Here is a 19,231-nt window from a genome sequence, read left to right as displayed (position 1 = left end):
TGGAGTGTGCACATGAAGCGATTCGTGCTGGTCGTCGTCCTCGCTCTGCTCGCCGCGTTGCCGTTGCCTGCCGCGCACGCCGCGGTCAAGGGCTATGTGGCTGATCCGGAGACGAAGATCCAGGTGATGGGGGAGTGGGCCCATCCGGATGACGACACGAGCATCATCGGGCCGTGTGGGGTGTGGCATCAGCGGTACGGCGTGAAGTGCGGCGTGATCATGGTGACGCGCGGCGAGGGTGGCGGGAACGCGACCGGGACCGAGCTGGGGCCGGAGCTGGGCCTGCGGCGGGAGAACGAGGACCGGGTCGCGCACTACCGGTCCGGGACTGTCGACATCTTCAACCTCGACCGGATCGACTTCTTCTACAACCAGAGCGCGCCGCTGACGCAGTACTTCTGGGACGAGGAGGAGACACTGCGCCGGGTGACGCGGGTGATTCGGGAGACGCAGCCGGAGATTTACATCGGGTTCACGCCGACCCTCGCGGCCGGGCACGGCAACCACCAGCAGGCGGGCCGGCTGATCTGGGAGGGCGTACTCGCGGCCGCCGACCCGACCAGGTTCCCCGAGCAGCTCAAGGGCCCGCACGCGCTCAGCACCTGGCAGGTGAAGAAGGTCTTCTCCGGCGGCAGTACGGCGGGCAGCGGCGGTACGACGTCCGCCCCGAACTGCACCACCGGCTTCACCCCGAGCGGCCTCGACACCGTCGCCGGTGTGTGGACCGGGTACGAGTCGCCGTACAAGTGGCCCGCCGGGAACCTGCAGGGTCAGCCGGCCGGTTCGGCGAAGATCTGGCAGCAGGTCGCGGACGAGGGCCGGGCGGCGTACCCGACCCAGAGCCGGGTGATGTTCAAGGGAACTTCGACCCCGGCGTGCTCTCGCTTCGCGATGACGCAGTCGTTCGTCCCGTTCCAGCCGAACTCCAGTCCGCAGGCCGGGCTCGACGAGGCGATCCTGTTCGGAGCCACCAAGCCTGATCCCGGCGGACTGCCGCTGGGAACGCTGCAGTACCTGACCTTCAGCCGGTTCTACAACGTCGCGGGCGAGCCGTTCCAGGCGACCGTGCACCTCAAGGCGCCGCGCGGAAAGCTTGCCCAGGGCAACATCGCGCTGACCGCGCCGCCCGGGTGGACCACTGACGGACCGAAGCCGGTCCCAGCGGAGTCAACCGCCGACATCACCTTCACGGTGACCCCGGCGGCCAACGCCCCGGTGGACCAGAATGCGAAGATCGCCGCGACCTACACCACCGCGAAGGCCTCCGGTTACACCGACAACGTCGTCCGGATCGTGGCGGCCGCCGAAGGCAGGTTCCAGCGGTGGGGCAACTGGCAGGAGTACGACGAGTGGCTCGCGACGACCGCGCCGCAGGCGAACCGCCTCGGCCGCTCCCCGGCGATCCAGTCGATGGGGGTCGGCAGCACGATCGACGTACCGGTCGTCGTGCACAACTGGTCGGCGCAACCACAGAGTGGTGCGGCGTCGCTGGAGCTGCCCGCGAACTTCACGGTGGACGCGTCGTCCAAGCCGTACGACGTTCAGCCCGGCGGCGACGCCACGGTCACTTTCAGGCTGACCAACACCGACACCTCGTTGCCCGCGACACAGAGCGTCTCCATCCCGATCAGAACCGCCACGGGGAGCGAAACGCTGACCCTGACTTTGGTGCCGACGACAACCATCTCGCAGGCCCAACCGGTCGTCGACGGCAAGGCGGAGCCGGGTGAGTACCCGGGCCCGGCGCTCGATCTCGGCCGGATCTGGCAGGGCGCGGCCAACTGCACCGGAGTCGACGACTGCGGCGTTTCGCCAACGGGTGAAGGAAATACGGCCAAGGTGTCGTGGTCGGACGACGCCCTGTACTTCTTCATCCATGTGCGCGACGACTACCAGTCGTACGCCGTGACGCCGGCCGAATGTGTCGGTCACTGGCAGGCCGACTCGGTGGAGATCCTGCTCGATCCGCGCGGGACCGCATCGCAGGCGCTGATGGACACCGCCAACACGTTCAAGCTCGGCATCTTCCCGTTCAGCCAGAGCGGAGGACCGTGCTGGTCGAGGGACGCGGACAATCACCAGGGCTACTCGAGCGGCGAGCTCGACACCGGCAACGCGCCCGGCGTAGAGGTCGCGTCGACGGCCCAGTGGGTCGGGAGCAACGAGACGACGGTGCCGCACGCGTACGCCGGCGGTGGCTACGACCTCGAGGTGAAGATCCCGCTCGCCACCCTGCCCGCGGCCGTCGACCCGACCAGGCTGGGTCTGAACATCACGCCGTACGACAACGACGACACGTCCGCAGCAGGTACGACGACGTTGCGGCACATCGATCAGAGCACGCGACTCGGCTGGTCCGCACTCGGCTCGGTGCAGTCCGACCCGTACCGCTGGGGTCTGGCCACCCTGCCCGGCTACACACCACCCGCGGACCGCCCGACCACGCCGGCACCGCCGAACGTCTCCAACCCGAACCTCAACGGTGCACTCTCGCCGCAGACGATCGCCCAGTCGGCGCGCAACGGCGTACCGATCTCCGGCCGTGTCCCGACGACCGACCTCAAGGTCCTGTCCGCCGCTCTCGGCCGATCGAGCGTGGACATCTTCACACGCTCGGTTGGCACCGGCACCGGCACCGGCACCGCCAGAGCCTTCCTGACGACCGGGAACATCGACGCCATCCCGGTGTGGACGACAAGCTGCTCACCCGCCGTGGACCCGCCACCCGACTACGGCCTGACCCCGTGCGCAGTCACCGACGGTGCCACTCCACCGTGGTCCCCGGACATGAGCGGCCACGTGGTCAAAGAGTCCACCCAGCAAATCACCCGCGGCACGCAGCGCTGGTCCATCCCGCTCACGCCGGCCCAGCACGCCAAGCTGGCCGCCGACGGCCGCCTACTCGTGTCCTACGAAACCCCACAGAACAAGGTCCAGGCCTTCGACCTGCGGCTCAACCGGTGAAGTCGAGACCGTTGCTTCCGGCCCGGAGTTTGAGGCGGTTGGAGTCGATCTCGTAGCTGACATCGCCCTTGAGGTTGGTGAGCAGCGTCTGCTCGAGCTTGCCGGCGTCGCCGGGGCAGGCCCGGCGGGTGGTGGCGATCTCGCCGAAGGTGAGGGTGCCGGTCCCGCGGGCGACCTTGCCCTGGAGTTCGTTGCAGCCGGTGGAGCCGGTGACGCGGTCGCCGTTGAGGGTGATCCAGACCTTCTCGGAGCCGGCCTGATGGGACGCGGTCTCGCCGCTGATCACGGTCTCCAGTGACCACTTGGTGCCGTCGAGGGCGAGGTCGGGCTCGGCGGTCCTGCGATCGGTCAGCGAGATCGTCGTACCGCCGGAGGTGACGGTGAGCCGGTCGGCCTCCAGCTTCCAGGTCGGCTCGGACTGCAGCACCTTGATCAGCCAGCCGTCCTGGGCGTGCCGCTGAGGGTCGCAGCCCATCGCCGTCTGCGCGATCTCGTCGTCCATCGTCAGCTGGCCGCCGCCGGTGTCCACCGGTGACTGCATCGAGTTGCAGCCGGCGTCGGCGATCAGCCGGCCGTCGTCGGTGAACGTCAACCGGACCCGGCTGTTGGGGACGAGTTGCTTCGGTTTCCCGTCCTCGGTCACGGCTGTGGACAGGTACACGTTCCCCTTCAGCGATCCGCCCGCACTCGCCTCGTTTCCGCACCCGGTCAGCGCCAGCAACAGGCCGGCGCCGGCCACGGCGATCATCCGCATCCTCACACCCCTACGACGCCTCGGCAGGCCCTGACGTTGCACTTCCGGATCGATGGCTCTGAGTGATCACGACACGCGCGACACTCCCGTGAACTCTGGATACGCTGCGTGAAAAGGGCACCCCGGGTTGGCTTTTCAGATCACGGTTGGATAACGTCGGGCGCCGTACGTGCGAGAGCGAACGAAAAGGACATGTCCGGCGACACAGATCGCCCGGTCTGCCCGGATCGGTTCGGCGCATCGGGGGCGTCGACTGTCCTGGCCTCTCTGGGGACCAAACAGAACAGTTGTTGGGCCGTCCTGTAGTGCTGGGGCAAGCAGCGCCGGCCCGTCGAGCAGACGAGGAATGTTTCGCATGCCCCCCATCCGAACTGCCCGAAGCCGCGTGGTCATTCCAGCGGTGTTCCTTGCCATCGGCGCGCTCATCGCCGCGCCGATCGCCGTTCAGGCGGCCAAGGACTCCCCTGTCGCCGCGACCACGACCAGCGCGTCGGCGGACAGCACGGCTTCGACCCTCCCAAGCGTCGGACGCGTCGAGAGTTGCGTCCTGGACGCGTACTCCAGCTGTACCGTGCTGCACGGTTTCGGCGTGAAGCCGACCGCCATCACGGCCACCGGGGCCGGCCCGTCGATCCTGTCGATCGACCCGGACCAGACCACCGACAAGAGCTTCCGGCTCCGGGTCCTGAGCCGCGGCGGCGACAAGTACCGCGCCGGCACCAAGATCCGGTACACCGCGCACTACGACTTCGTTGCGGCGCCGCCGCAGCCGACCACGCCGACTCCGACGGCCACGTCGACGCCGACCACGACGCCGACCAGCAGCCCGACGACCACGTCCACGCCGACCAAGACACCGACGGCGACCCCGACCACGACGTCCACGCCGACGGCCACTCCCACCACCACGTCGACCCCGACGTCGACGAACAGCCCGGTGAAGAGCTGCACCAACCCGGTGTGGACCACCACGTCGAACAACAACCAGGGCGAGGGCCGGACCTTCGGCGCGTACTACGTCCACAACAACATGTGGAACAACGAGAACGGCACCTACTCGCTCGGCGCCTGCAGCTTCGACAACTGGTACGTCGACGTCACCCAGCCGCTCCCGGGCGACAAGGGCGTGCAGGCGTACCCGAACGTGCACAAGGACTACAACGACGTCCCGCTGTCCAAGATCCAGTCGGCCAAGTTCGCCGCGACGACGCCGGCCAACTGCAGCGCCTGCATCTACAACGTCGCGTTCGACGCGTGGATCGGCGACGGGCTGAACAACGAGCTGATGATCTGGACCGACAACAAGGGTCAGGTCCCGGCCGGCCGCAAGGTGGGCACCGTGACCTTCGGCGGGTTCACCTACGACGTCTGGCACCAGAGCGGCTACACCGCCTACGTGTCCCAGGTGACGCAGAAGTCCGGCACGATGCCGCTGGCCAGCTTCTTCAAGGACATGGTCGACCGCGGCTGGGCCCCGAAGGCCACGACCTGGCAGGTCGACTACGGCGTCGAGGTCGTGTCCACCGGTAACACCAAGCAGCGGTTCAGCTTCACCGACTTCTCCATCCAGGAGAACTGACCCCACCCCAACCCGCTCTCGCGCACCCCGCGGCCGCCGTGACGCCCGACGTCACGGCGGCCGCGCCATTGCATAGGGTGCTGGCGTGAGCGGACTGGTGATCTTCGACAACGACGGCGTACTGGTGGACTCGGAGCGGCTGGCCAACACGATCCTGGCCGAGCTGCTGACCGAGGCGGGATTGCCGTACACGTTCGAGGAGGCGGTCCGCGACTTCATGGGCGGGAGCATGACCTCGATGCGGCAGAAGGCCGAGGCGCGGCTCGGACGGCCGTTGCCCGCCGACCTGGAGGACCGCTACCACCAGCGGCTGTTCGACGGGTTCGCGAACCTCCAGGCGATCGCGGGTGTCGAGGCGGTGCTCGACCACCTGGACGCCCAGGGCGTCACCTACTGCCTGGCCTCGTCCGGCACCCATCGCCGGATCCGGACGGCGCTGACCGCGGTCGGTTTCCTGGACCGGTTCGAGGGCCGGATCTTCAGTGCGGAGGACGTTGCCCACGGCAAGCCCGCACCCGACCTGTTCCTGCACGCGGCGACTTCGCTCGGCGTCAAACCCGGCGACTGCGTGGTCGTCGAGGACAGCCCGCTCGGCGTCGCCGCGGCCAACGCGGCCGGGATGAAGGTGTTCGGGTACGCCGGTATGACGGACCCCGCCAAGCTGTCGTCCGCGGACGCGGTTTTCCACGACATGGCCGCCCTGGCAGAGCTGCTCGACGGCGCCTGAGACACTGGAGGAGCTATGTCTACCCTCCAGTCACCTGGCCGCGACCGCCCGGTCCGCGCCGAAGCGGTCGTCGACCTGGCCGCGATTCGTCACAACGTCACCACGCTGCGTGCCCGCGCCGCGGGTGCGCAGCTGATGACCGTGGTCAAGGCCGACGGCTACGGCCATGGCATGATCCCGGTCGCCCGGGCCGCCCGCGAGGCCGGTGCGGACTGGATCGGCGCCGCCGTCCTCGAGGAGGCGCTCGCACTGCGCGAGGCCGGTGACACCGGGCCGATCTTCTGCTGGCTGACCACCCCCGGCGAGCCGCTCGAGGACGCGATCGCCGCCGGCATCGACCTGTCCGCGGGCGCGCCCTGGGAGATCGACGAGCTCGCCGCCGGGGTGACCGATCGGCCGGCCCGGGTCCACCTGAAGATCGACACCGGCATGAGCCGTGGCGGCGCCGTACCGGAGGAGTGGCCGGCGCTGATCCGGGCCGCGCTCCGCGAGCAGCGGACCGGCCGGATCGAGATCAAGGGCATCTGGTCGCACCTGTCCTCCTCGGACGAGCCGAAGAGCGTGGCGAACGAGGCCCAGCTGGCGACGTTCACCGAGGCGATCGAGGTGGCCGAGTCGTTCGGTGTCGACGCCGAGTTCAAGCACCTGGCGAACTCCGGCGCCACCCTCGCGCTGCCGGAGACCCACTTCAACCTGGTCCGGCCCGGCGTGGCGACGTACGGCCTCTCGCCGTTCGGGCACGCGCTCCCGTCGGACGAGCTGGGCCTGGTCCCGGCGATGACGCTCAAGGCCCGGTTCGCGATGGTGAAACGCGTCCCGGCCGGCGCCGGTGTCTCCTACGGGCTGACCTGGACCGCGCCGCGGCCGTCGACCCTCGGTCTGATCCCGCTCGGGTACGGCGACGGCCTGCCACGGCACGCGTCGAACGGTGCCCCGGTCCAGGCCGGGGGCGAGCGTCGTACCATCGTCGGCCGGATCTGCATGGATCAGTGCGTGGTCAACCTCGAGGACGACCAGGCGGCCGCGGGCGACGAGGTGGTGCTGTTCGGGCCGGGGACCGCGGGTGAGCCGACGGCGGACGACTGGGCCGATGCGGCGCGGACCATCAACTACGAGATCGTCACCCGGCTGGGAGCACGGATCCCACGGCGTTACGTCGATGGCGGGCCGGCATGACCCCCTCTGTTTCCAAAGCAGGGCGGACCGCCGGTCTGATCGGAGCCGCGGTCGGGGTGCTGGCTGCCGGAGCGGCGGCCGGGGTCGCGGTCGAGCGGCAGGTGATCGGCCGTCGGTCGAGTCAGCGCGCGCAGCTCGAGGCCGAACCGTTCGGCTCGCTGCGCGGCACGCCGCATGTGTTCACCGCCGACGACGGCGTCGAGCTGTACGTCGAGGTGGACGAGCTGAAGCGGTCTCGCCGGCCCGCGCCGCCGCCGAAGCGGCGGTTCGGCAAGAAGCTGCCGCTGCCGCCGGAAGACCTGACCGTGATCTTCGCGCACGGCTACGGCCTGAACATGGACTGCTGGCACTTCGAGCGCCGCGACCTGGCCGGGATCGGCACGATGGTGTTCTACGACCAGCGCTCGCACGGACGGTCGGGGCGGTCGCCGAAGGAGAACGTCAGCATCGAGCAGCTCGGCCGCGATCTCCACGGGATCATGACGGAGTTCGCGCCGACCGGTCCGGTGATCCTGATCGGGCACTCGATGGGTGGCATGTCGATCATGGCGCTGGCCGAGGCGCACCCCGAGCTGTTCGGCGACCGGATCATCGGAGTCGGGCTGTGCTCGACCAGCGCGGGCGGTCTGGACCGGGTCCCGATCATCGTGCCGGGCAAGCTCGGGATGATGCTCCGCACGCTGGCCACCCCGACCGTGTCGGTGCTGGCGCGGATCCCTGACGTGGTCGAACGCAGCCGCAAGGCCGGCACGGACATCAGCTACCTGCTGACCCGGAAGTACTCGTTCGGCTCCGAGGTGCCGCCGGCCTTCACCGAGTTCGTCAACGAGATGATCGCGGCGACGCCGATCTCGGTGATCGCGGAGTTCTACCCGATCTTCGCGCTGCACGACAAGTACGACGCCCTGGAGCCGCTGCAGAAGGTGGAGTGCGTGGTGATCGGCGGGGACAACGACCACCTGACCCCGTTCGCGCACGCCGAGGAGATCGTCCGGCACGTGCCCGGCGCCGAGCTGGTCGAGGTGAAGAACTGCGGTCACCTGGGCCTGATCGAGCACCACCGTGAGTTCACCGCCGCGCTCCTTGGCATGATCGAGCGAGCCGAACAATCCCTGGGACACACATGACCGACCTGCACGTCGTCGACGCCACCGCCGACCACGCGGACGAGATCGTCGCGGTGATCCACCACGCGTTCTCCTCCCGGCGGGTGCTCGACCCGCCGTCCACCGCCCTGTCCGAGAACGCGACGACCGTCACCGCCGCGGTGAACAAGCACGGCGGTCTGCTGGTCCGGGTGAACGGGTCCCCGGCCGGTGCGGTGCTGTTCGAGGAGTCGGGCGACATCCTCAACCTGCGCCGGGTCTCGGTGGATCCGCGGCACCAGGCGCGTGGCGTCGCGTCGGCGATGGTCGGCTGCGCCGAGGAGGTCGCCGTACGGCGGGGGCTGAGCCGGGTGCAACTGATCGCGCGGGTGGAGCTGCCGGACACCGTGGAGTTCTGGCGGCGGCGTGGGTACTCGGTGGTCGAGCAGCACGAGCACAACCTGATCTACGCCAAGGCGATGCCGCTCGAGTTCACTGTCCCGACGGCCGACGACATGCGGGCGATCGGCGAGGAGCTCGCGGGTCAGCTGCGGGCCGGCGACGTACTCGTGCTGTCGGGTGATCTGGGTGCGGGCAAGACGACGTTCACCCAGGGCCTCGGGGCCGGGCTGAAGGTGCGGGGTGACATCACGTCGCCGACGTTTGTGATCTCGCGGGTGCATCCGTCACTGGCGGGCGGTCCGGCGCTGGTCCACGTGGACGCGTACCGGCTGGGCGGGATCGCGGAGCTGGACGATCTCGATCTGGACGCGAGTCTGGACGACGCGGTCACGGTGGTCGAGTGGGGTCATGGGCTCGCCGAGTCATTGGCGCCGGACCGGCTCGACATCGTGGTGACCCGCGGCGACGACGACACGGACGAGACCCGCGAGATCCGGATCACGCCGGTGGGTCCGCGCTGGGCGGCATCCGGTGTCCGCGTGTCCGCCCCGGTGGCGAACCCGCCTGCTTTGGAGAGTTACTGAGATGCTGCTTGCCTTTGACACCTCGAGCGCGGCCGTCACGGTCGCGCTGGCGGATCCGACCAGCGGTGAGATCGTGGCGTCCTCGACGACCGTCGACGCACTTCGGCACGGTGAATTGCTCGCGCCCGCGATCGCTGCCGCGCTGGAGAAGGCGGGCTGTACGCCGCGCGATCTGACACGGATCGCGGTCGGCGTCGGGCCCGGTCCGTTCACCGGTCTCCGGGTCGGACTCGTGACCGCGCGGACCATGGCCGACGTCCTCGGGATCGAGGTCGCCGGGGTGTGCAGCCTGGATGTTCTGGCCCGGCAGTCGTCGTTCTCGCTTCCCGTTGCCGTTGCGACGGACGCGCGACGCAAGGAGATCTACTGGGCCTTGTACGACGGCCCGGCCGCGGACGGGAGCCGACGTCGCCTGGAGGGCCCGGCAGTCGATCGGCCGGCCGATGTGGCGCACGTCCTGTCGGGTCTGCCGGTGATCGGGCGCGGTGCTGTGCTCTATGCGGATGCTCTTGGTGTGGCGGACACCGATGTCGTGGAGTACCCCTCGGCCGAGGTGCTCGCGACGGGTGTGGCGACCGGGACGCTCGAGGTCGTCGCGCCGGACCCGCTGTACCTGCGCCGGCCCGACGTGACCCTGTCCGGCGGGCCGAAGAGCGTGCTGCCGAAGTGAGACCAGCCATTCGACCGGCGACCGCGGACGACCTGCCCGCTCTCGTCGCATTGGACGAGGTGTGCTTCGGGCCGGAGGCGTGGAGTACGGTCTCGTGGTCGACCGAGTTCGACCGGTTGTCCGAGGACCGGGTGATCCTGGTCGCGGACGAAGGTGCGGTCGTCGGCTACGTCGTACTGCTGGTGCCGCCGGTCGCGTTGGACGTGGTCGAGTTGCTGCGGATCGCGGTGACACCGGCCGGGCGCCGGACCGGGATCGGCGGCCAGTTGATGACGGCGGCGCTGTCGAAGTGCGCCGGCCGGACGGTGTTGCTGGAACTTGCTGCTGGCAACGAGTCGGCCCGGGGTCTCTACCAGGCCTTCGGGTTCGAGGAGATCAGCCGGCGGCGCGGATACTACGCCGGCGGCGAGGATGCGGTGATCATGCGGTGGCGGGAGGAAGAATGAAGGCGGAGCCCCTGATCCTGGGGATCGAGACGTCGTGTGACGAGACCGGTGTCGGGATCGTCCGCGGGCAGACGCTGCTCGCCGACGCGATCGCGTCCAGTGTCGAGGAGCACGCCCGGTTCGGCGGCGTCGTACCGGAGGTCGCCAGTCGCGCGCACCTGGAGGCGATGGTCCCGACGATCCGGCGCGCCTGCGAGACGGCGGGGATCAAGCCGACCGACGTCGATGCGGTGGCGGTCACCAGCGGCCCCGGGCTGGCCGGCGCGCTGCTGGTCGGGGTCGCCGCGGCCAAGGGACTCGCGCTGTCGCTCGACAAGCCCCTGTACGGCGTGAACCACCTGGCGGCCCATGTCGCCGTCGACACGTTGGAGCACGGCGATCTGCCGAAGGGCTGTGTCGCGATGCTGGTGTCGGGCGGGCACTCGTCGCTGCTCGCGGTCGAGGACATCACCGAGGGCGTGCAGCCGATGGGGAGCACCATCGACGACGCCGCGGGGGAGGCCTTCGACAAGGTCGCGCGGGTGCTGGGGCTGCCGTTCCCGGGCGGTCCATATATCGACAAAGCGGCGCGGGACGGCGGTGACCGGCTCTACGTGAAGTTCCCGCGCGGGCTGACCTCGCAGCGGGATCTCGAGCGGCACCGCTTCGACTTCTCCTTCTCCGGGTTGAAGACGGCGGTGGCCCGGTGGGTCGAGGCCAAGCGTCGCGACGGTGAGGACGTGCCGGTGAACCACGTGGCCGCGGCCTTCCAGGAGGCGGTGTGTGACGTCCTGACCCGTAAGGCGATCGACGCGTGCAAGGACCGTGGGTTCGAGCACCTGCTGATCGGTGGCGGGGTCGCGGCGAACTCACGGCTGCGCGCGATGGCGGAAGAACGGTGCGCTGAGGCCGGCATCGCCGTACGCGTGCCGCGGCCCGGGTTGTGCACCGACAACGGTGCGATGGTGGCGGCGCTCGGGTCCGAACTGGTCCGGGCCGGGAAGGCACCGTCGCCGTTGGGGTTGCCGGCTGACTCGTCGATGCCGATCACGGAGGTGCTGAACAAGTGAGGTGGACCGGACCCGACGGGTTCGAGGCCGATGACGACGTCGAACGCATCGACGTCGATGTGGTGCACGGCTTCCTCAGTACGTCGTACTGGGCGACCGGGATTCCGCGGGAGATCGTGGCGCGGTCGATCGCGGGCAGTCTGAACCTTGGGGTGTACGCGCCGGATGGCTCGATGGTCGCGTTCGCGCGGGTGGTGACGGACCGGGCGACGTTCGCGTGGCTGGCTGACGTATTCGTGGTGGAATCGCACCGGGGACACGGGTTGGGTCGGTTCGTCGTGTCCACGCTGCTGGATCACCCGGAGCTGAAGGGGATCCGCCGCTTCATGCTGGCGACCGCGGATGCGCACGAGCTCTACCGCAGCTACGGCTTCACCGGGCTGGAGGACCCGAGCCGGACGATGGTCATCAGCCGGAACGCAGCCGAGCTGTACGGCGCGAGCTAGCTGCAGCGCGAGACTGCATTGCGGCACGGGGCTTGTGCTGCAGCGCGGGGAAGGGCGCGGCAGCGGGCAGAGACCTGGGGCTGGTGCGCCGCTCGATCCCCAGGTGAACGGCCAGCGGCAAACCGGTTCTGCCCCGCACACTGCCCCAGACAGGTGAACGGATGACTTCGGCCGCATGACGGCTTAGTGGCGGGTCCCCGGGAGAGTGCAGCAGCAGACGCAGCACCTCGCCCGCCGGCAAGTCTCCCGAAGACCCGCACGCAAGATCGATCATATGTTCGACTGTACTCCGAACGCAAGTCGGCGGCACGAGTACGCGACCGCGTCCCGGCCGATCCGGGTGATGATCAGCGTGGCCGTCGCAGAGCCCTTCGGTGCGAGCTTCTTCCGCAGTTGAGCCGGATCCAGATCCACCCCACGCTTCTTGATCTCGAGCGTCCCGATGTCCTGACTGCGCACCCAGGAGCGCAGCGCCTTCTCCTTGTACGGCAGCTCCTCCACCACCTCGTACGCAGAGGCAAGTGGAGTCGGCACCAGCCCCGCTGCAGTGACATAAGCAATCCGCGGATCCAGCAGCCACCCGTCGACCGCAGCGGCGACCGCAGTCACCAGACCGGCCCGCACCACAGCACCGTCGGGCTCGTAGATGTACTGACCCACAGGACCGCTCTCAGCCTCCGGCGCCTCGGTCACCGAAGCGCCACCGGGTAGCAGGGTCGCCCGCCGCGCAGTATCGGCGTACAAGCGCCCAGACCACAGCGCGGCCTCCTTCACCTCACCGGCGTCGCTGATCCACTCAGCCTCCACCCCATCCGGGATGGCGTCGTGTGGGATGCCCGGCGCGACCTTCACACAGGCAGTGCGGTTCAGAAGCTCGGTGACAAACGTCCAAGGTGGTGAGTAGGCGTTGTGGTCGAACACCCGCCGGCCATCCGCCCGACGCGCCGGGTCCGCGAACACCACGTCGTACGGCGTGAGGTCGAACGACTCGGCGTCGCCGACGACGACCTCACCAGGCAGGCCTAGCGCGACCAGGTTGGCGCGGGCCGCGGCAGCGGTGGCTGGGTCGCGTTCGACGCCGGTGACCCGCAGGCCGGCGCGTGCGGCGCTGATGAGGTCACCGCCGATGCCGCAGCCCAGGTCGACCACACTGCTGCCCGGCAACGTCGCTGCGATGCGTTGAGCCCGGTGAGAGCCGACTGTGCTTCGCGTTGCTTGTTCCAGGCCGTCTGGCGTGAAGTGCATCTGGCCAGCGTCCGCACCGAACTTGGCGACCGCTCGGTGGCGTAGTGAGGCCTGGGTGACCGCGGCTGTGACGAGTGCAGCGTCGTACTGGCGGCGAAGCTTCTCGACCAGTTGGAGCTCGTGGCCGGGCTGGTAGCTCGCACAGGCGTCGGCGAGGAGTTCAGCGCCGGGGCCGTCCAGCAAGCCGGTGACTGTCACCCCGCCACTTTAGAGGGGACTGGAGCAGCCTTTGCTCCAACTGCGGGTGGCCATCGAGTAGAGGCGCCAGTTCATGGCTGAGCGGGTCTTCGGGCCGTAGATGCCGTCCGCGACGAGCTTGTGCCTGCGCTGGACCAGCTTGACCACCGCACGGGTGTTGCTGCCGTAGATGCCGTCGACCGCGAGCTTGGTGCCGTAGCAGAAGTTCAGGTTGCGCTGGAGGACGCGGATGGCGGTGTCCGGGTCGCCGAACACCGTGGAGCCCCGGTGCGGGTCGTCGCCGTACATGAGGTTGCAGTAGGTGCTCGCACTGCCGTAGACGGACGGCATCGGGATCCCCCAGCTGCGGTTGACCGGGACCAGCATGGCTGACCGGCACTGCGGCAGCGCGGCCGCGGCAGCCATCGTGACGCTGTCGGTGTCCGCGGCCGGCGCCGCCTGCGGTGGTGCCGCGGCCGGTGCGTCCAGGCTGGGACTGGTGGCCGGTTGGTCCTTCGAGGCGCCCGCGGCGATCGCTCCTACCGCGAGCGCGCCGGCTGCGGCGAGGACCGCGACAGTGCGGCCGGACAATATGGGCAGAGAGGGAAAGCTGAAGGCCATGGTCTCTCCTCGGACCCAGGTCCCGCGGGCGGCCGGGACGCCGTACAGAGAACGGTCCCACGCCACCCCCGCCCAGGCCCAGCGTTCGACCACAATCCGTACCCGGATGGTCACAGCTGTATTCCGGGCCGGTCAGATCTAGCACTCGAGTTGACCGAGTGCTAATCGCGGCCTAGATTCGGTGTTGGCACTCTCCGGTGGAGGGTGCCAGCGGTCCGGCCTCTGACCCCCGCGACGGCAGGGGAGCGCGACCACCCTGAACCACAGACAAGCGAATCGACCGTGGAGGTCAGCAAGTGTCGGTCACGATCAAGCCGCTCGAGGACCGCGTCCTCGTCGCGCCGCTCGAAGCCGAGCAGACCACGAAGTCCGGCCTGGTGATCCCGGACACCGCCAAGGAGAAGCCGCAGGAGGGCGAGATCCTCGCCGTCGGTCCGGGCCGGATCGACGACAACGGCAACCGCGTCCCGCTGGACGTCGCCGTTGGTGACAAGGTCATCTACTCCAAGTACGGCGGCACCGAGGTCAAGTACGACGGCCAGGACTACCTGATCCTGGGCGCCCGCGACATCCTCGCAGTCGTCAGCAAGTGACGATCGCCCGCTGTTCCTGACTGACACCGCCCTGGTGCCGACGACCGGCGCCGGGGCGGAGTCGGTCCGGTACCTGACCGGGGCGGAGGGGCGGGTCAGGATTCAATGCAGCGTGGGTTCGGACTGCTGAGCGCAACGAGAAGAGAATTCAGAGAGGGACTGGTTTTTCCATGCCGAAGATCCTCGAGTTCGACGAGAACGCCCGGCGCGCGCTGGAGCGTGGCGTCGACAAGCTCGCGAACACGGTGAAGGTGACGCTGGGGCCGAAGGGCCGCTACGTCGTCCTGGACAAGAAGTGGGGCGCCCCGACCATCACCAACGACGGTGTCACCGTCGCCCGTGAGGTCGAGCTGGACGACCCGTTCGAAAACCTTGGTGCGCAGTTGACCAAGGAGGTCGCCACCAAGACCAACGACATCGCCGGTGACGGCACCACCACCGCGACGGTGCTGGCGCAGGCGCTGGTGCACGAGGGCCTGCGGGCCGTCGCCGCCGGGGTCAACCCGATGGGCCTGAAGAAGGGCATCGAGGCGGCCGTCGAGGCCGTGTCGGCCCGCCTGGTCGAGACCGCCCGGCCGGTGGACGACAAGGGCGACATGGCCCACGTCGCCACCATCTCCGCCCGGGACGCCGAGATCGGCACCCTGATCGCGGACGCGTTCGACAAGGTCGGCAAGGACGGTGTGATCACCGTCGAGGAGTCGAACACCTTCGGGACCGAGCTCGAGTTCACCGAGGGCATGCAGTTCGACAAGGGCTTCATCTCGCCGTACTTCATCACCGACGCCGAGGCCGGCGAAGCGGTGCTGGAGGACCCGTACATCCTGATCCACCAGGGCAAGATCTCCGCCATCGCGGACCTGCTGCCGCTGCTGGAGAAGGTCGTGCAGTCCGGCAAGACGCTGCTGATCATCGCCGAGGACGTCGAGGCCGAGGCGCTGTCCACCCTGGTGGTGAACAAGATCCGCGGCAACTTCACCTCCGTCGCCGTCAAGGCGCCGGGCTTCGGTGACCGCCGCAAGGCGATGCTGGAGGACCTGGCCGCGCTGACCGGCGCGCAGGTCATCGCCCCCGAGGTCGGCCTGAAGCTGGACCAGGTCGGGCTGGAGGTGCTGGGCACCGCCCGCCGGATCGTGGTCAGCAAGGACAACACCACCGTGGTCGAGGGCGCCGGCAAGTCCGACGACATCGAGGCCCGGGTGAACCAGATCAAGGCCGAGATCGAGCGCACCGACTCCGACTGGGACCGGGAGAAGCTGCAGGAGCGGCTGGCCAAGCTGGCCGGCGGCGTCTGCGTGATCAAGGTCGGCGCGGCCACCGAGGTCGAGCTGAAGGAGAAGAAGCACCGGATCGAGGACGCTGTGTCCGCGACCCGGGCCGCGATCGAGGAGGGCATCGTCGCCGGCGGCGGCTCCGCCCTGGTGCACGCGGCCACCGTGCTGGAGAACGGCCTGGACCTGGAGGGTGACGAGCTCGCCGGGGTCCGGATCGTCCGCAAGGCCATCGTCGAGCCGCTGCGCTGGATCGCCGAGAACGGCGGCTACGAGGGCTACGTGGTGACCGCGAAGGTCGCGGAGCTGGAGCTCGGCAGCGGATTCAACGCCGCCACCGGCGAGTACGGCGACCTGCTGGCTCAGGGCGTGCTGGACCCGGTCAAGGTGACCCGGTCCGCGCTCGCCAACGCCGGCTCGATCGCCGCGCTGCTGCTCACCACCGAGACCTTGGTGGTCGACAAGCCCGAGGAAGAGGAGCCTGCCGCGGCCGGTCACGGCCACGGTCACGGCCACTGATCCTCAGGTCACAAGCAACACCCGAACCGCCCGGCTGGTCCCTCGGACCCGCCGGGCGGTTTCACGTTCCCGGAGTGGCCGGGCGGGCTCAGGTGGCCGGGCCGGCCGGAGGTTCAGCTTGGCAGGAGCTCGGGGCGGCGGCCGGGCTCGCCACCTTGGCCCCGATCGCGGCGGCCGTCGCCGCTACAACCCAGCCGACCGATGGCTACCGCGCTGGTTACCTCGCGGCCGCAGCTGTGGTCCTGCTTGCGACTGTGCTGGCCCTCCGCACCCCGCCGTCAACGGGCCGCGCCACTCCTGAACCGGCCGACGTGGCAACCGAATGCTGAGGTCCCCGGGTGTGATTGGGTCGGGGTGTGATTCGGGATCGGGGCGAGGGTGACCTGGAGAGCTGTATCGGCTTCCTGCGGGATGTGTACGAGGTGGCCGGGTATCCGATCAACTGGCCGGCGGATCCGCGGGCGTGGCTGACACCGCCGGAGATGCTCGGCGCGTGGGTGATCACGACCGACGACGGCCGGGTGGCCGGTCACGTCGCTCTGACGGCAGGCGCTGACGGTACGGCGCTCGTCGAGCGGTTGTTCGTGGACCCGAAGGCGACCGGCGGTGGGCTCGGGCGGCAGCTTCTCGAGCACGCCGTGGTGATGGGCTCGGAGCTGGGGCGGCGGGTCGGCCTGGAAGTGGCCGACAACTGCCACGCGGCGATCGGGCTCTACCGGCGGGCCGGCTGGCGGGAGACCGGTCGTACTCCGATCGACTGGGGTACCGATCAGGCGTCCGCCGTACTCCAGTTCGAGCCTCCGGCCTGATCAGGTCTCCACGATCTGTCACCAGGACGGGAGTCGTACGGGCGGGTAGTGACAGATCGTGATGAAAAACCCCGCGTGATCACGAATTGCCACTAGGCAAGCGAAGGTGAGAGCCGTACCATTTTCCAGGCTGACCGGTCCAACACGAGGGGGCGAGGGGTGACCGAGGTCCAAGTACCGCACACCCACGACCGGGTCGAGCTCAGGGATCTTGCCGCGCTTGCGAGCGAAGGCGACCGGACAGCTCTCAATGACCTGCTCACCAGGGTGCGTGCCGTTGCCCACCGCTACGTGCGGTCGCGGTTGTGGACGTATCCCGGCGGCGCCGACATGGTCGACGACGTCGCTCAGGAAGTATGTGTCGCGGTGTTCGGCGCGCTCAGCCGGTACCGTGATGAGGGGAGGCCTTTCGAGGCTTTCGTCTACGGCATCGCGGCCCGCAAGGTCGCTGATGCCCAGCGTGCGTTCGCGGTGGCCGACGTTTCGACGCCGGACCTGCCGGACGGCGCGGACGAGTCACCGACGCCGGAGGAGCACGCGGTCCGGCATTCGGAGGTCCAGCACATCATGGGCCTGCTGGACAAGTTGCCGGAGAAGTTGCGGGAGATCCTGCGGCTCCGGGTGGTAGCGGGGATGTCAGCCGAGGAGACCGGCCGGGCACTGGGGATGACACCGGGGGCGGTGAGGGTCGCACAACATCGGGCGTTGAACACGCTCAGGGGGTTTGTGGGGCATGAGGCACAGCTGGAACGAGGAGCAGGGGAGGGGCATCATGGCTGACCGTTTCGATCTCGACGCGATCGACGCTGATGACGCTTTACTCGACCTGCTGGCCGCTGGTGGGGAGTCCGCGCGTACCGCGGGTGAGCATGACCCGGCCGTGAAGCTGCTGGCCGATCTGCGGCTCGCCGTGGAAGTCGAGGACGAACTACCGGTCGAGACGATCGACGATCCGGAGAGCTTCCTGGCGCGCTGCGCGGCGCTCAACCCGGTGACGGACCCGTTCGCCCGCAAGGTGGCGGCACGTGGTCTGGCACTCGGTGTCGCCGCGGTGGCCGCGCTGTCGGTCTCGGGCGTCGCCGCGGCCGTGACCGGCGATCCGCTGTCGCCGTACGAGAAGGTCATCGAGAAGATGGTCGACGCGGTCCGCCCGGAGACGAGCTTCCCGAAGGAACAACTCGACGGGATGCCGGTCGTCGACAAGACCAAGATCGTCAAGGTCGCCAAGGACTTCAAGAAGAAGGCGGACGAGCGGAAGGCCGAGGAGCAGCAGAAGGCCAAGACCAACCCCTTCGTGCTCGACCCGCCCGCCGACCGGCAGCAGGCCATGCCGCCGCTGCTGCGGCCGGCGCCGGTCGAGAAGCCGACCGTGACCCAGGAGTCGATCGCGCCGGAGCCGACGCAGCCGACCAAGGCGCCGGAGAAGACCGACGACAAGCCGGTCGACGAGACGACCACGGAACCGACGGCACCGCCGACCGACGACCCGACGACCGAGCCGTCGACCGACCCGACCACGCCGCCGCCGACCGAGCCGACGACGGACCCGACCACGCCGCCGCCGACCGAGCCGACCACCGACCCGACCACGCCGCCGCCGAACAACGGTGAGACCGGGGAGACGGGGACGAACCCGACCACGACGCCGACGGTGCCGGGCAACGACTCCGGGTCCCACCAAGGGTCGAACTCGGGTGAGTCCGGCGACGACTCGCCCGCCGAGGACCAGTTGCCGATCGAGATCAAGCCTCCGGTCGACGACACTCCGCCACCCGCCGAGGACCAGAAGACGCCGCCGGCCGACGAGAAGCCGGCCGAGTCTCCGCTGGGCGGGCTGACCGGGTTGGTGGAGAAGATCCTGCCGCAGGTGCTGCCGACTCCGTCCGGTGAGGCGGCCGAGGTGCCCAGCGCGGAGACGGCCTTCGGCACCGAGGGGAAGCACTCGAGCGGCAAGGTCACGACCGGTTCGGTCAAGCAGACCTACGCCCAGGGCAAGCACTCCACCGGCCTGTACGCCGAGGGCAAGCACGCGGCCATCGCCCGCGCGCACGGCTCCACGGAGTCGCCGGACGTGCTCACGATCCTCGGCGTGGTCAACAAGCCGACGAGCTGAT

19 protein-coding genes are annotated in these 19,231 nt (G+C 69.2%); 16 read left to right on the top strand and 3 right to left on the bottom strand.

Translation table 11 applies throughout. The features are described from left to right. Positions 1-12: 12 nt before the first annotated feature. Positions 13-2,964, top strand: coding sequence for a PIG-L family deacetylase (locus ACGFIF_RS17440; RefSeq protein ID WP_393155554.1), 2,952 nt, complete (start codon positions 13-15; stop codon positions 2,962-2,964). Here the strand turns inward: ACGFIF_RS17440 and ACGFIF_RS17435 are convergent. Continuing rightward, positions 2,954-3,718 carry an META domain-containing protein gene (locus tag ACGFIF_RS17435; RefSeq protein ID WP_393155553.1) on the bottom strand — a complete coding sequence of 255 codons (765 nt, stop codon included), beginning with the start codon at positions 3,716-3,718 and terminating at the stop codon, positions 2,954-2,956. The two genes, ACGFIF_RS17440 and ACGFIF_RS17435, sit on opposite strands and share 11 nt — an antisense overlap. Positions 3,719-4,103: 385 nt before the next feature. Here ACGFIF_RS17435 and ACGFIF_RS17430 point away from each other — a divergent pair, with 385 nt between their 5' ends. The 9 genes from ACGFIF_RS17430 to ACGFIF_RS17390 all read left to right on the top strand — a co-directional run bounded on the left by ACGFIF_RS17430 (position 4,104) and on the right by ACGFIF_RS17390 (position 11,882). Next, on the top strand, positions 4,104-5,297 hold the full coding sequence (locus ACGFIF_RS17430; protein WP_393155551.1) for a hypothetical protein: 1,194 nt from the start codon (positions 4,104-4,106) through the stop codon (positions 5,295-5,297). Positions 5,298-5,382: 85 nt separating this feature from the next. Beyond that, positions 5,383-6,024 (top strand): HAD family hydrolase, encoded by a 642-nt coding sequence (locus ACGFIF_RS17425; protein WP_393155550.1) that lies wholly within the window; start codon positions 5,383-5,385, stop codon positions 6,022-6,024. 15 nt (positions 6,025-6,039) lie between these two features. Then, positions 6,040-7,200, top strand: coding sequence for an alanine racemase (gene alr / locus ACGFIF_RS17420; protein WP_393155549.1), 1,161 nt, complete (start codon positions 6,040-6,042; stop codon positions 7,198-7,200). Then, a complete protein-coding gene (locus ACGFIF_RS17415) occupies positions 7,197-8,327 on the top strand; it encodes an alpha/beta fold hydrolase (protein ID WP_393155547.1) in 1,131 nt (376 codons plus the stop codon). Before alr ends, ACGFIF_RS17415 begins: the two co-directional genes overlap by 4 nt. Then, entirely contained in the window at positions 8,324-9,271 is a 948-nt protein-coding gene (gene tsaE, locus ACGFIF_RS17410; protein ID WP_393155545.1) for a tRNA (adenosine(37)-N6)-threonylcarbamoyltransferase complex ATPase subunit type 1 TsaE, read from the top strand. Before ACGFIF_RS17415 ends, tsaE begins: the two co-directional genes overlap by 4 nt. Position 9,272: 1 nt before the next feature. Next, complete coding sequence (gene tsaB, locus ACGFIF_RS17405) at positions 9,273-9,941, top strand: tRNA (adenosine(37)-N6)-threonylcarbamoyltransferase complex dimerization subunit type 1 TsaB (protein ID WP_393155543.1); 669 nt, start codon at positions 9,273-9,275, stop codon at positions 9,939-9,941. Next, on the top strand, positions 9,938-10,387 hold the full coding sequence (locus tag ACGFIF_RS17400; protein WP_393155541.1) for a GNAT family N-acetyltransferase: 450 nt from the start codon (positions 9,938-9,940) through the stop codon (positions 10,385-10,387). The genes tsaB and ACGFIF_RS17400 overlap by 4 nt, the downstream gene beginning before the upstream one ends. Further along, positions 10,384-11,436, top strand: coding sequence for a tRNA (adenosine(37)-N6)-threonylcarbamoyltransferase complex transferase subunit TsaD (gene tsaD, locus ACGFIF_RS17395; protein WP_393155539.1), 1,053 nt, complete (start codon positions 10,384-10,386; stop codon positions 11,434-11,436). Before ACGFIF_RS17400 ends, tsaD begins: the two co-directional genes overlap by 4 nt. Then, positions 11,433-11,882, top strand: coding sequence for a GNAT family N-acetyltransferase (locus ACGFIF_RS17390; RefSeq protein WP_393155537.1), 450 nt, complete (start codon positions 11,433-11,435; stop codon positions 11,880-11,882). Before tsaD ends, ACGFIF_RS17390 begins: the two co-directional genes overlap by 4 nt. Before the next feature lie 270 nt (positions 11,883-12,152). Here the strand turns inward: ACGFIF_RS17390 and ACGFIF_RS17385 are convergent, their stop codons facing one another. Further along, positions 12,153-13,325: a methyltransferase domain-containing protein gene (locus ACGFIF_RS17385; RefSeq protein ID WP_393155536.1), complete on the bottom strand. Its 1,173-nt coding sequence runs from the start codon at positions 13,323-13,325 to the stop codon at positions 12,153-12,155. Between the two features lie 9 nt (positions 13,326-13,334). After that, a complete protein-coding gene (locus ACGFIF_RS17380; RefSeq protein ID WP_393155535.1) occupies positions 13,335-14,039 on the bottom strand; it encodes a peptidoglycan-binding protein in 705 nt (234 codons plus the stop codon). 182 nt (positions 14,040-14,221) lie between these two features. Between ACGFIF_RS17380 and groES the strand changes: the two genes are divergently transcribed. From groES to ACGFIF_RS17350, 6 genes are all read left to right on the top strand, one after another. After that, the gene (gene groES / locus ACGFIF_RS17375) at positions 14,222-14,518 is read left to right on the top strand and encodes a co-chaperone GroES (protein ID WP_130384566.1); all 297 of its coding nucleotides are present in this window, start codon (positions 14,222-14,224) and stop codon (positions 14,516-14,518) included. Between the two features lie 170 nt (positions 14,519-14,688). Next, the gene (gene groL, locus ACGFIF_RS17370; protein ID WP_393155533.1) at positions 14,689-16,308 is read left to right on the top strand and encodes a chaperonin GroEL; all 1,620 of its coding nucleotides are present in this window, start codon (positions 14,689-14,691) and stop codon (positions 16,306-16,308) included. A 74-nt stretch (positions 16,309-16,382) separates the two neighbouring features. Continuing rightward, positions 16,383-16,637 carry a hypothetical protein gene (locus tag ACGFIF_RS17365; protein ID WP_393155532.1) on the top strand — a complete coding sequence of 85 codons (255 nt, stop codon included), beginning with the start codon at positions 16,383-16,385 and terminating at the stop codon, positions 16,635-16,637. A gap of 27 nt (positions 16,638-16,664) precedes the next feature. After that, positions 16,665-17,117 carry a GNAT family N-acetyltransferase gene (locus ACGFIF_RS17360; RefSeq protein ID WP_393155530.1) on the top strand — a complete coding sequence of 151 codons (453 nt, stop codon included), beginning with the start codon at positions 16,665-16,667 and terminating at the stop codon, positions 17,115-17,117. Positions 17,118-17,276: 159 nt separating this feature from the next. Next, complete coding sequence (shbA, locus tag ACGFIF_RS17355; RefSeq protein ID WP_337003564.1) at positions 17,277-17,897, top strand: RNA polymerase sigma factor ShbA; 621 nt, start codon at positions 17,277-17,279, stop codon at positions 17,895-17,897. Beyond that, positions 17,890-19,230 carry a hypothetical protein gene (locus ACGFIF_RS17350; RefSeq protein WP_393155528.1) on the top strand — a complete coding sequence of 447 codons (1,341 nt, stop codon included), beginning with the start codon at positions 17,890-17,892 and terminating at the stop codon, positions 19,228-19,230. The genes shbA and ACGFIF_RS17350 overlap by 8 nt, the downstream gene beginning before the upstream one ends. Position 19,231 lies beyond the last annotated feature (1 nt).

The organism is Kribbella sp. NPDC049174 (assembly GCF_043197365.1).
In the GTDB taxonomy this organism is placed as follows: Bacteria; Actinomycetota; Actinomycetes; order Propionibacteriales; family Kribbellaceae; genus Kribbella.
This window is presented reverse-complemented; position numbering and strand designations above follow the sequence as displayed.

Coding starts and splice junctions, on each gene's coding strand:
- ACGFIF_RS17350 (WP_393155528.1), top strand. CDS start 17,890: ATGGCTGACCGTTTCGATCTCGACGCGATCGACGCTGATGACGCTTTA.
- tsaE (WP_393155545.1), top strand. CDS start 8,324: ATGACCGACCTGCACGTCGTCGACGCCACCGCCGACCACGCGGACGAG.
- tsaD (WP_393155539.1), top strand. CDS start 10,384: ATGAAGGCGGAGCCCCTGATCCTGGGGATCGAGACGTCGTGTGACGAG.
- tsaB (WP_393155543.1), top strand. CDS start 9,273: ATGCTGCTTGCCTTTGACACCTCGAGCGCGGCCGTCACGGTCGCGCTG.
- ACGFIF_RS17440 (WP_393155554.1), top strand. CDS start 13: ATGAAGCGATTCGTGCTGGTCGTCGTCCTCGCTCTGCTCGCCGCGTTG.
- alr (WP_393155549.1), top strand. CDS start 6,040: ATGTCTACCCTCCAGTCACCTGGCCGCGACCGCCCGGTCCGCGCCGAA.
- ACGFIF_RS17415 (WP_393155547.1), top strand. CDS start 7,197: ATGACCCCCTCTGTTTCCAAAGCAGGGCGGACCGCCGGTCTGATCGGA.
- groL (WP_393155533.1), top strand. CDS start 14,689: ATGCCGAAGATCCTCGAGTTCGACGAGAACGCCCGGCGCGCGCTGGAG.
- ACGFIF_RS17435 (WP_393155553.1), bottom strand. CDS start 3,718: ATGCGGATGATCGCCGTGGCCGGCGCCGGCCTGTTGCTGGCGCTGACC.